General features: G+C 72.7%; 7 protein-coding genes. 5 read left to right on the top strand and 2 right to left on the bottom strand.

Annotated features, from left to right (window positions below):
* Positions 1 to 282 precede the first annotated feature (282 nt).
* Complete coding sequence (ppdK, locus tag E4N63_RS21905; protein WP_125623075.1) at positions 283 to 3,018, bottom strand: pyruvate, phosphate dikinase; 2,736 nt, start codon at positions 3,016 to 3,018, stop codon at positions 283 to 285.
* 338 nt (positions 3,019 to 3,356) lie between these two features.
* Here ppdK and adhE point away from each other — a divergent pair, with 338 nt between their 5' ends.
* Both adhE and E4N63_RS21915 read left to right on the top strand, forming a co-directional pair.
* Positions 3,357 to 6,143 (top strand): bifunctional acetaldehyde-CoA/alcohol dehydrogenase, encoded by a 2,787-nt coding sequence (gene adhE, locus E4N63_RS21910; protein WP_230241523.1) that lies wholly within the window; start codon positions 3,357 to 3,359, stop codon positions 6,141 to 6,143.
* Between the two features lie 104 nt (positions 6,144 to 6,247).
* Positions 6,248 to 7,147, top strand: a complete 900-nt coding sequence (locus E4N63_RS21915) for a universal stress protein (protein WP_230241524.1) — start codon at positions 6,248 to 6,250, stop codon at positions 7,145 to 7,147.
* A gap of 159 nt (positions 7,148 to 7,306) precedes the next feature.
* On the opposite strand, the gene E4N63_RS21920 is transcribed toward E4N63_RS21915, so the two are convergent.
* Entirely contained in the window at positions 7,307 to 7,696 is a 390-nt protein-coding gene (locus E4N63_RS21920) for a hypothetical protein (RefSeq protein WP_125623073.1), read from the bottom strand.
* Positions 7,697 to 8,060: 364 nt separating this feature from the next.
* Here E4N63_RS21920 and ctaD point away from each other — a divergent pair, with 364 nt between their 5' ends.
* The 3 genes from ctaD (at position 8,061) to E4N63_RS21935 (ending at position 11,861) form a co-directional block, all read left to right on the top strand.
* The gene (ctaD, locus tag E4N63_RS21925) at positions 8,061 to 9,818 is read left to right on the top strand and encodes a cytochrome c oxidase subunit I (protein ID WP_230241525.1); all 1,758 of its coding nucleotides are present in this window, start codon (positions 8,061 to 8,063) and stop codon (positions 9,816 to 9,818) included.
* Between the two features lie 141 nt (positions 9,819 to 9,959).
* On the top strand, positions 9,960 to 10,397 hold the full coding sequence (locus E4N63_RS21930; protein ID WP_125623072.1) for an SPW repeat protein: 438 nt from the start codon (positions 9,960 to 9,962) through the stop codon (positions 10,395 to 10,397).
* 309 nt (positions 10,398 to 10,706) lie between these two features.
* Entirely contained in the window at positions 10,707 to 11,861 is a 1,155-nt protein-coding gene (locus E4N63_RS21935; protein ID WP_125623071.1) for a PP2C family protein-serine/threonine phosphatase, read from the top strand.
* The last annotated feature ends 212 nt before the right edge of the window (positions 11,862 to 12,073 follow it).

A 12,073-nucleotide genomic window follows, 5' to 3' on the forward strand; every position in this document is an offset into this window, starting at 1 on the left:
GGGCGGAAGCTGACGGTCGCAGGCCAACCCGTGAGTCGGCCCCCTCCAGAGTGGTCGCAAGCTTTCAGCCGAACACCCACCCGGTGGTGCATGGCAAGACAGCGGTCCGGGTCCGGTGCATCCGGCGCATCATGCCCGTACGCCCGTACGCCCGTACGCCCGTACGCCCGTACCCGGTCCTGACATGCCGGGTACGGACGCGGGGGAGGGCGGCGGCCTCCTGCGAAGCGGGGGCCGGGCCCGGTCGCTGGTGGCTGTCCGGGCCCGGCCGCCGCCGTCACGTCACTTCGTCGTGTCGGTCCCGTCGTCCGGGATCGCGGCGCGGCCGGCCTCCAGGCGGGCCACCGGGACCCGGAAGGGGGAGCAGGACACGTAGTCCAGGCCCGCGCCGTGGAAGAAGTGGACCGAGTCCGGGTCGCCGCCGTGCTCGCCGCAGACGCCGATCTTCAGGTCCGGGCGGGCGGCGCGGCCCTCGGCGACCGCGATCTCCACCAGCCGGCCCACGCCCTCCCGGTCGAGGGTCTCGAACGGGGAGACCGGGAAGATGCCCTTCTCCAGGTAGGCGGAGAAGAACTCGGCCTCGACGTCGTCCCGGGAGAAGCCCCAGGTGGTCTGGGTGAGGTCGTTCGTCCCGAAGGAGAAGAACTCCGCGGCCTCCGCGATCCGGCCCGCGGTGAGCGCGGCCCGGGGCAGTTCGATCATCGTGCCGATCGGGAGGTCCACCGTCACCCCGGACGCCTTGGAGACCTCGGCGAGGACCTCCTCGGCCTCCTCGCGGACCAGGCTCAGTTCCTTGACGGTGTCCACGAGCGGCACCATGATCTCCGCGCGCGGGTCGCCGCCGGCCCGCTTCCGTTCCACCACCGCCTCGGCGATGGCCCGCACCTGCATGGCGAAGAGTCCGGGGACGACGAGGCCCAGGCGCACTCCGCGCAGGCCCAGCATCGGGTTCTCCTCGTGCATCCGGTTGACGGCGGCCAGCAGCTCGACGTCGTGCGGCTCCGGGGTCTCTCCGCGCGCCACCGTCGAGGCGACGCGCACCGAGAGCTCCGTGCGGTCGGGCAGGAACTCGTGGAGCGGCGGGTCGAGCAGCCGGATGGTGACTGGCAGGCCGTCCATCGCGGCGAGGATTCCGGTGAAGTCCTCCCGCTGGAGCGGCAGCAGGGCCGCCAGGGCCGCGTCGCGCTCCTCGTCCGTGGTGGCGAGGATCATCGACTCCACCAGCTTGCGGCGGTCGCCGAGGAACATGTGCTCGGTGCGGCAGAGGCCAATGCCCTGGGCGCCGAACCGGCGGGCCCGCTCGGCGTCCTCGGGGGTGTCGGCGTTGGCCCGCACCTGGAGGCGGCGTACGGAGTCCGCGCGCCGCATGATGCGGTCCACGGCCGCGACGACGGGCGCGGAGTTCTCTCCGGCAGCGGTGGTGGTGGCAGCAGCGGTGGCGTCGTCCGCGATCCGCCCGCCGTCCTCGAAGTACCGCATGACCACGGAGTCGATGAGCGGGGCCGCTCCGAGGAGCACCGTGCCGGCCGAGCCGTCCACGGAGATCTCGGTGCCCTCGGTCACCGTGGTGCCGTTGGTGGTGAACCGCCGGGCCTCGACGTCGACCGTCAGCTCCTCGGCGCCGCAGACGCAGACCTTGCCCATGCCGCGGGCGACGACCGCCGCGTGGCTGGTCTTGCCGCCGCGGCTGGTGAGGATGGCCTGCGCGGCGATCATGCCCGGCAGGTCGTCCGGGGTGGTCTCCTGCCGCACGAGGACGACCTTCTCGCCGGCCGCCGCGCGCCGCACCGCCTCGGCGGAGTCGAACACCGCGACGCCGACGGCGGCACCGGGCGAGGCCGGGATGCCGTGCGCGAGCGTGGCGCCGACCGCCTCGGTGTCGAAGCGGGGGAACATCAGCCGGGCGAGCCGGTCGCCGGAGACCCGCGCCAGTGCCTCGTCCTCGCTGACCATGCCCTCATCGGCCAGTTCGGAGGCGATGGCGAAGGCGGCCTCGGCGGTGCGCTTGCCGACCCGGGTCTGCAGCATCCAGAGCTTGCCGCGCTCGATCGTGAACTCGATGTCGCAGAGGTCGCGGTAGTGGTCCTCCAGTGTCTGCAGGTACTCGCGCAGCTGTGCGTACGAGGTGGGGTCGGTCCGCCCCAGGTCCTCCAGGGGGACGGTGTTGCGGATGCCGGCGACGACGTCCTCGCCCTGTGCGTTGGCCAGGTAGTCGCCGTAGATGCCGGGGCGCCCGGTGGCCGGGTCGCGGGTGAAGGCGACACCGCTGCCGGAGTCGGGGCCGAGGTTGCCGAAGACCATCCGCTGCACGTTGACGGCGGTGCCCAGGTCGTCGGAGATGTGCTCGCGCCGGCGGTAGATGCGGGCGCGCTCGCCGTTCCAGGAGTCGAAGACGGCGCGGATCGCCCGCTGCAGCTGCTCCTCGGGCTCCTGCGGGAACTCCTCGCCCGTCTCGCGGCGGATGATCTCCTTGTAGGTCTCGGTGAGTCCGGTCAGGTCGGCGGCGTCCAGGTGCAGGTCGTCCGAGGCGCCCCGCCGCTCCTTGAGCGCGGCGAGGGCGGCTTCGAACAGAGCGCTGTCGACGCCCATCACGGTGCTGCCGAACATCTGGATGAGGCGGCGGTAGGAGTCCCAGGCGAAGCGCTCCTGCCCGGAGACCTCTGCGAGCCCCAGCACGGAACGGTCGTTGAGGCCGATGTCGAGGATGGTCTCCATCATGCCGGGCATGGAGAAGCGGGCCCCGGAGCGCACGGAGAGCAGCAGCGGGTCGTCCGCCTGACCCAGCCGCCGTCCGGCCGACCGTTCGAGCGCCGCCAGGCTCTCCGCCACCTCGATCCCCAGGCCCTCCGGCTCGGAGCCGGTGGCGAGGAAGGCCCGGCAGGCCTCGGTGGTGACGGTGAAGCCGGGCGGCACGGGCAGGCCCATCCGGGTCATCTCCGCCAGATTGGCGCCCTTGCCGCCGAGCAGGCCGGCCATGTCGCGGCCGCCCTCGGTGAAGTCGTACACGTAACGGACCATGGTGGGGCCTCTTCCTTGGTGAGGACGTACCTCCACGGTCGCCCGGAGCACCGGCGCCCGACAGGTCCCTGTCGTCCCCGCGCGGGGGACCGATCGGCCCCAAGGGTCCCCGCCGTCCCGGCGGTCCCGGCCGGGACCCGGCCCGGAGTCCCTGTCGTACGGTGGTTATACAGCCCCATCGGCCCGCCGCGGCGGGACCTTCGGGACCTGTGGACGGCCCCGTCGCTGCGGAAGTCTGATGGACGAGGGGCGGCAACCAGCCCCCGGGACACGGCCCCACCGGACCGAGCCCCGCGATCCGCAATGGTCACGCGACCCCACGACGGAGGCTCACCGCAATGACCCGACACGACGCCGGCACCCGGCCCGCCGCGAAGCCCGCCAAGCCCACGCAGTCCGACCAGCCGGCCCAGCCGGCCCCCGTCGGCGGCGCGGGCACCGGCCCGGCCACCGGCGGCGCGGCGGACAGCGGCGTGACGGGCGGCGGCGCGGCCACCGGCAGCAGCACCTCCGGCGAACGGAACGCTGCCGTCGACCAGTTGGTGACCAATGGTCTCAAGGCTCTCGCCGCGTACGAGCACCTGACTCAGGAGCAGATCGACCACATCGTCGCCAAGGCCTCGGTGGCCGCCCTCGACAAGCACACCCAGCTCGCGCGGATGGCCGTCGACGAGACCGGCCGCGGTGTCTTCGAGGACAAGGCCGCGAAGAACATGTTCGCCTGCGAGCACGTCACCCACAGCATGGCCAAGACCAAGACCGTGGGCGTCATCAGCCGCGACGACATCGAGGACATCGTCGAGATCGCCGAGCCCGTGGGCGTGGTCGCCGCCGTCACCCCCGTCACCAACCCGACCTCGACCACCATCTTCAAGGCGCTGCTCGCGCTCAAGACCCGCAACCCGGTGGTCTTCGCCTTCCACCCCAGCGCCCAGCGGTGCAGCGCCGAGGCGGCGCGCGTCGTGCGGGACGCGGCGGTGGCGGCGGGCGCCCCGGAGCACTGCGTGCAGTGGATCGAGAAGCCGTCCATCGAGGGCACCGCCTCGCTGATGCACCACGACGGCGTCGCGATGATCCTGGCCACCGGCGGCAACAGCATGGTCAAGGCGGCCTACTCGGCCGGCAAGCCCGCGCTGGGCGTCGGCGCCGGCAACGTCCCCGCCTATGTGCACCGCAGTGCCGTGCTGCGCCGGGCCGTCAACGACGTCGTCCTCTCCAAGGCGTTCGACAACGGCATGATCTGCGCCTCCGAGCAGGCCGTCATCCTGGACGAGGAGATCTACGAGGCCGCGCTCGCGGAGTTCGCGAAGCTGCACGCCCACCGGGCCACCGCGGACGAGAAGCGGAAGCTGGAGGCGTTCCTCTTCCCGGCCGGCGCCGACGGCGGCGAGGGCTGCGAGGCCAAGGTCAACCCGGCCGTCGTGGGCCAGAGCCCGGCGTGGATCGCCGAGCGGGCCGGCTTCACCGTGCCGGCGGAGACCTCGGTCATCCTCGTCGAGGCCGACCACGTCGGCCCGGACGAGCCGCTGACCCGCGAGAAGCTCTGCCCCGTGCTGGCGGTGCTGCGCGCCGGCTCCACCGAACAGGGTTTCGACCTGGCGGCGGCGATGGTCGCCTTCCACGGGCAGGGCCACAGCGCCGTCATCCACACCGCCGACGAGGAGCTGGCCGAGGCCTACGGCCGCCGGATGAAGACCGTCCGCGTCATCGTCAACGCGCCCTCCTCGCACGGCGCCATCGGCGGCATCTACAACAGCCTGCTGCCGTCGCTGACCCTCGGCTGCGGCTCCTGGGGCTCGACCTCCGTCTCGAACAACGTCTCGGCCGCCAACCTCCTCAACATCAAGCGCATGAGCACCCGTCACAACAATCTGCAGTGGTTCAAGGTGCCGCCGAAGATCTACTTCGAGCCGCAGGCCATCCGCTACCTGGCCTCCATGCCGGACGTCCACCGGATCACCGTCGTCACCGACGCCACCATGACCCGCCTCGGCTACGTGGACCGGATCAACCGCGTGCTGCAGCGCCGCCCGCAGCCGGTCACCGTCCAGGTCATCGACGACGTCGAACCCGAGCCCAGCATCGACTCCGTGCACCGCGGCGCCGCCCTGATGCGGGACTTCAGGCCGGACACCATCATCGCCCTGGGCGGCGGCTCGCCGATGGACGCGGCCAAGGTGATGTGGCTGCTCTACGAACAGCCGGACATCGACTTCGCCGACATGCGGCAGAAGTTCTCCGACATCCGCAAGCGGGCCTTCCGCTTCCCGGTCCTCGGCGAGCGCGCCCGCCTGGTGTGCGTGCCGACCACCTCCGGGACCGGCGCGGAGGTCACCCCGTTCGCCGTCATCTCGGACCCGGCGACCGGCCGCAAGTACCCGCTGGCCGACTACGCGCTGACCCCCAGCGTCGCCATCGTCGACCCGCTGCTCACCGCCGACCTGCCGCCGGCGCTGGCCGCCGACAGCGGCTTCGACGCCCTCACCCACGCCACCGAGGCCTATGTCTCCGTCTACGCCAACGACTTCACCGACGGCCCCGCCCTGCACGCCATCAAGCTCATCTTCGAGAACCTCGAACAGGCCGTGAACAACCGGGCCGCCAGCCCGGAGGCCCGGGAGCGGGTGCACAACGCGGGCACCATCGCCGGCATGGCGTTCGGCAACGCCTTCCTCGGCATCGTCCACGCCATGGCGCACACCCTGGGCGCCACCTTCCACGTCGCCCACGGCCGCACCAACGCGATCCTGCTGCCGCACGTCATCCGCTACAACGGCACCGTGCCGACCAAGCTCACCAGCTGGCCCAAGTACGAGAGCTACCGGGCACCGGAGCGCTTCCAGGAGATCGCCCGCGCCCTGGGCCTGCCCGCCGCCACCCCCGCCGAAGGCGTCGAGTCCTACGCCGTCGCGGTCGAACGGCTGCGCGACGCGGCCGGCATCGAACCGTCCTTCAAGGCCGCCGGCGTCGACGAGACCGCCTTCCTGGAGGCCCTGCCGCAGCAGGCGCTCAACGCCTACGAGGACCAGTGCGCACCGGCCAACCCCCGCATGCCGATGCTCGACGACATGCAGGCCATCATGCGCGCCGCCTACTACGGCGACCGGGTCCCGGCCGCCGGATAGCCCGGGCGGCCCGGCCGGGGACGGCGCCGTCCGCCCCCGGCCGGGACCGGCCGGACCACAACCGCTGCACGGCAACACCGTATTGATCACTCGGGAGGAATGTCATGACTGCCACCGGCAAGAACGAGGACACCCGCGGCCGTGTCGTGGTCGGCTTCGACGGTTCGGAACCGTCGTTCCGCGCCCTCGACCGCGCCGCCGAGGAGGCCGTCCGGCGCGACACCGCGCTGGAGGTCCTGTGCGGCTGGCCGTGGAACCCGCCGCCGCTGCCCGGCGAGACCCCGCACGAGCCGCCGACCCTCGCCGAGGAGACCCAGGCCATGGTGGGCCAGGCGGTCGAGAAGGTCCGCGCGGCCCACCCCGGACTGGAGGTCGTACCCGTGATCACCAGCGAGGCGGCCGTGCCGGCCCTGGTGCGGCACAGCGAGACCGCCGCCCTGACGGTGCTCGGCACCCGCGGCCACGGCGGCTTCACCGGACTGCTGCTCGGCTCGGTCAGCCTCCGCGTCGCCGCGCACTCCGCGAGCCCGCTGATGGTCGTCCGGGGCGAGGCCGCGGACGGCGCCGCCCACGGCACGGTGCTGGTGGGCGTGGAGTCCGATCAGGACGGCGACGCGGTGCGCTTCGCCTTCGAGGAGGCGTCCCGGCGCGGAGCCCGGCTGCGGGCCCTGCACGCCTGGCTGTATCCCGCGCTGCCGACCGGCGCGTACATGGGCGCCTTCGACGTGCCGCCGAAGGAGGGCGACGAGCGCCGCAAGGAAGCGGAGGCCCTGCCGCGTTACGAGGTGGCACCGTTCCGGAAGGAGTTCCCGGACGTGGAGGTCATCCCGGACAACGAGTGCAACGCGGCGGCCCCCGCGCTGGTCGAGGCCAGCCGCACGGCCGACGTGATCGTGCTCGCCACCCACCGCACGCACCGTCACCTGGGGCTGCAGCTCGGCCCGGTCACCCAGGCGGTGCTGCACCACGCGCACTGCCCCGTCGTCCTGGTCCCGACCGGCTGAGACACCGGCGGAACCGCGACCGGAGAAGGGAGCGCACGACGGAAGGGAAGGACGGGCATCCGAACCGCGAGGCGGGCAGCGGTGGTCCTCGTCACCGCGCCCGACCGCGTCCCACGGCCGCCGTGCCCGGCGCACGGCGGCCGTAGCCGTGCCGGGGTCTCAGTGCCCGGCCGGCTCCGGCTGTCCGGACGGTTCCGAGCGGTCGAACCAGCCGTCCTCCGCCCTGGCCTCCGCCGCGTCGTCCCCGGTTTCCGGAGCTCCGGCCTCAGGGGTGCCGTGCCCGGCCGCCGCGCGGGGCTCCCCTTCGGACGCCGGACCGGCCTCCGGGGTGCGGCCGCCCCAGGCGCTTTCGCGGGCGCCGTCCCCGGTCCGGTGCTCCGCCCGCCTGTGTTCCACCGCCCGGCGGTCCAGGCGCAGGTCGCTCCAGTCGAGCGCCGCGCTCGCGGCGCGCTGCGTCTCCCGGGCGGCATCCCGGGTCGCGGCGAGCACGTCGCCGTGCTCCTCGACGAGGAGCTGGTAGATCGGGGGGTTCGCGGTTGCCGTGGCCACAGTGGTGTTCCTTCGCTGTCGACGAGGGTGCGAGGCGGCCGTGAGGCGCGGACCGGACGGCCCGGCCGCGGTGGGCCGAGAGCGCGCGTACCCGGCTCCCGTGCGGGCATGCCCGACCCGGCCCCGCTTACCCCCGGACACCGCGGTCCAAGCCTCCAACTCGCCTGCGGAACCGGCCGATACGGCTGCGCGTGAGACGTGTCACAGAGCCGCCCGCCGGGCGGCCGGGCCCGGTTCACCGGGCGGAACGGGGGAAGGAACGGGCGTGCCGCGATGCCGGCGCGGACGGCGCGGTTGGGCCGGGCCCCGGCGGGTACCGGGATGCGTCCCGCGCCTCCGTTCCGTTCCGACCGCAAGGATGCCCATGGCGACCTCCACCGAGCCCGTGACCCCCGCGCCGCAGCGCCGCCGCAGTCGCGGAGCGGTGGTCGTGAGCTGGCTGACGACGACGGACCACAAGAAGATCGGTCACCTCTATCTGATCACCTCGTTCGCCTTCTTCCTTCTCGGCGGCGTGCTGGCCCTGGCGATACGCGCGGAACTCGCCCGCCCCGGGCTGCAGTTGCTGACCAACGAGCAGTACAACCAGGCGTTCACGCTGCACGGCACGGTGATGCTGCTGCTCTTCGCCACCCCGACCTTCGCCGGCTTCGCCAACGCGATCATGCCGCTGCAGATCGGCTCGCCCGATGTGGCCTTCCCCCGGCTGAACATGCTGTCGTACTGGCTGTTCCTCTTCGGTGGCCTCATCGTCGTCGGCTCCCTGCTGACCAGCAGCGGAGCAGCCGACTTCGGCTGGACCTCCTACACCCCCCTCAGCCGCCGGGAGCACAGCCCGGGCACGGGCGCCGACATGTGGGTCCTGGGCCTGGCGCTGGGCGGCTTCGGCACGATCCTCGGGGCGGTCAACTTCATCACCACCATCATCTGCCTCCGCGCCCCCGGCATGACGATGTTCCGGATGCCGATCTTCACGTGGAACGTGCTGCTCACCTCCGTCCTGGTGCTCATCGCCTTCCCCGTCCTGGCGGCCGCCCTGCTGGCGCTCGCCTCCGACCGCGTCTTCGGCTCGCACGTGTTCTCCGCCGAGAACGGGGGCCCGCTGCTCTGGCAGCATCTGTTCTGGTTCTTCGGGCACCCCGAGGTGTACATCCTGGCGCTGCCCTTCTTCGGCGTGGTCACCGAGATCATCCCGGTCTTCTCGCGCAAACCGGTCTTCGGCTACATCGGCCTCATCGGCGCGACGCTCGCCATCACCGGTCTGTCCGTGGCCGTCTGGGCGCACCACATGTTCGCCACCGGTGCGGTGCTGCTGCCGTTCTTCTCGTTCATGTCGTTCCTCATCGCGGTGCCGACCGGCGTGAAGTTCTTCAACTGGATCGGCACGATGTGGAAGGGCTCGCTCTCCTTCGAGACGCCGATGCTGTGGGCGCTCGGCTTCCTGACGACCTTCCTCTTCGGCGGGCTGACGGGTGTGCTGCTCGCCTCCCCGCCGCTGGACTTCCACGTCCACGACAGCTACTTCGTCGTCGCCCACTTCCACTACGTGCTCTTCGGAACCATCGTCTTCGCGATGTTCGGCGGCTTCTTCTTCTGGTGGCCGAAGATGACCGGCACGATGCTCGACGAACGGCTCGGGAAGATCCAGTTCTGGACGCTGTTCACGGGCTTTCACACCACCTTCCTCGTCCAGCACTGGCTGGGCGCCGAGGGCATGCCGCGCCGCTACGCCGACTACCTCGCCGCCGACGGCTTCACGCTCCTCAACACCGTCTCCACCGTCGGCGCGTTCCTGCTGGGCCTGTCCACCCTGCCGTTCCTCTACAACGTGTGGAGGACGGCGAAGTACGGCCGGCGGGTGGAGGTCGACGACCCGTGGGGCTACGGCCGTTCGCTGGAGTGGGCCACCTCCTGCCCGCCGCCCCGGCACAACTTCACCACCCTGCCCCGCATCCGCTCCGAGTCCCCGGCCTTCGACCTGCACCACCCGGAGACCGCCGCCGCCGACCAGGCGGAGCACACGGGCCGCCGGGATCTGCTCGACGCGCGGGAGGCCACGGGCGGCGCGGGACTCCGGTCCGGACGTCTGGAGGACGGCGGGCAGGAAGGCGGGCGGGGCTGAGGGCACCGCGCGGGGGAGGACCGCGGCGATCCGGGTGGCGATCCGGTGGCGATCCGGTGGACATGCCGTGTTTGGCCGGGAACCCCACGGTTACGTCGTGAGTAGTAGGCACTCCAGACGAAAGGGAAGGAGGGGTTCCAGGTGACTGCACAGACGTCGTCGAGCATCGCCCAGCACCCCGACATCGTGGCCCTGCAGGCCCAGTCCGAACGGGCGGTGGCCTCACCGACCGCTCAGGCGGTCGAGGCCCTGAGCCTGCTGACCGGTCTCTTCATCGCCGCCTCGCCCTGGATCGTGGGATTCAGCGGCCTGACGGCGCTGGCGGTGACCAACCTCATCACGGGTCTGGCCTTCGTCCTCCTGGCGCGCGGTATGGGCGGCGACGCCTACGACCGCACGCACGGCATGAGCTGGGCCATGGCCGGTATCGGTCTGTGGACCGTCGTCGCACCCTGGGTCATCGCCGGAGACGTGTCGACGACCAGGACCATCACGACCAACATCATCGCCGGTGGTGTCGCGGCCCTGCTGGCATTCGCCACCGCGGCCATGGCGGGACGCGGCCGGCGGCACGCGTAAGCGAACCGGCGGCCTGATCGGCCCCGGGTCCCCGGCCCGTGCCGGGCCCCTTCCCGATCGACCGGATCGAACACCCTTCTGGGCGTGGCGCTCACGGCGTCACGCCCCTCCGCGCGTGCCCGCCACCTCGCCGGGCGCGGGGTTGCGCGACGTCCCGGGCCGCGACTCGTCCGTCTGGTGGCGGCCGACTGGCCGAGGCGCCGGGCGGGCGTGACATTGGAACCCGAGGACGCGTCGCGGTGCGGGCCGGGGGCCCGGGGAGCCCCGGTGGGCGCGGACGCCGGAAGGGCGAGAGGGCGGCACGGGCGCATGAACGACGGCAGTGACGAGGACCCCTGGGAGCGCCTCCGCACCACCGGATGGTTCGGCCGCGCCGGGTGGGTCGTGCCCTACGGGCTGGTCCTGGCCGGAATCGTCATCAATCTGGCGGTGCCGCGGGGTACGACCGTATCCGCCACCTACGCCGCCGCACCGCTCGCGGCCGCGGCCTTGTGCAGCCTGCGCGGCACGCTGGCCGTGTCGGCCGTCGCGATGGCGATGATGTCGCTGAACGCCTTCTGGTGGGACAGGCTGAGCACGTCCGAGGCGCTGATCCGGCTGGCCACGGTCGTCTTCGTGGCTCTGCTGTCCCTGGCCCTCAACGGCGCCCTGCGGCACAGTGTCATACGGCTCGCCTCGGCCCGGCAGATCGCCGAGACGGCACAGATCGCCGTCCTGCCGACACCGCCCGCCCGGATCGATGACCTGTCCGTAGCGGTGCGCTACGCAGCGGCGTACACGGGAGCCCGCATCGGCGGCGACCTGTACGCGGTGCAGAGCACGCCGTACGGGGCACGGATGGTGGTGGGCGACGTCTGCGGCAAAGGGCTGTCGGCCGTGGACGCCGTGACGGTCGTGCTCGGCGCCTTCCGGGAGGCGGCCGAGCGGGTACCGGACCTGCCGGAGGTCGCGGACTGGATCGAGAACGCGCTGCGCCGGGAGGCCCGCCAGCGGGCCGGTCCGGAGCAGACCGAGGAGTTCGTCACGGCTGTCCTCGCCGAGGTCCCGGCCGGCGGGCCGGACCAGCTACGGATCGTCAACCGCGGCCACCCCCCGCCCGTGCTGCTCCTGGCGGACGGGACCGTACAGCCGCTGGAGCCGGGATCGTACGCGCTGCCGCTGGGCCTGGCGGCCCTGAGCCAGGAGCCGCAGGCGGGCGAGACCGTGGTGCCCTTCCCGCCCGCCGCCACGCTGTTGCTCTACACGGACGGGGTGACCGAGGCGCGGAACTCCGAGGGGGTCTTCTACGACCCGGTGGCCCGGCTGCGCGGCCGCCGCTTCCCGGGGCCGCCCGCCCTCCTCGACGCGCTGCTCGAAGACGTCGAGGCGCACACGGAGGGGCGGACGGCCGACGACATGGCACTTCTGGCCATCGCCCGCGACCCGGCGGAATCCCGCCACGAGTCTCCCGCGCTCCCGGGCTGACGGGGGCGGTGTCCGCCCGCGCCGGAAGCCGTACCCGGTCCGGCTCGGGAGCAGCCACCCGGAACACGGACCCGTCCCGCCGCCGGTTTCCGGTGCCCTGCCCTGCCCTGCCGTGCCCGCCGGCCCGCGCCGGGCCCGGCCGTTGCCGCTGGTGCGGACCCCGGGGCCGGCCGGACCGGCGGATGTGCCGCGCAGCAGCGGCGCCACGCCCG

It is taken from the genome of Streptomyces sp. MNU89 (genome assembly GCF_020982505.1).
GTDB classification, from domain to species: Bacteria; Actinomycetota; Actinomycetes; order Streptomycetales; family Streptomycetaceae; genus Streptomyces; species Streptomyces xinghaiensis.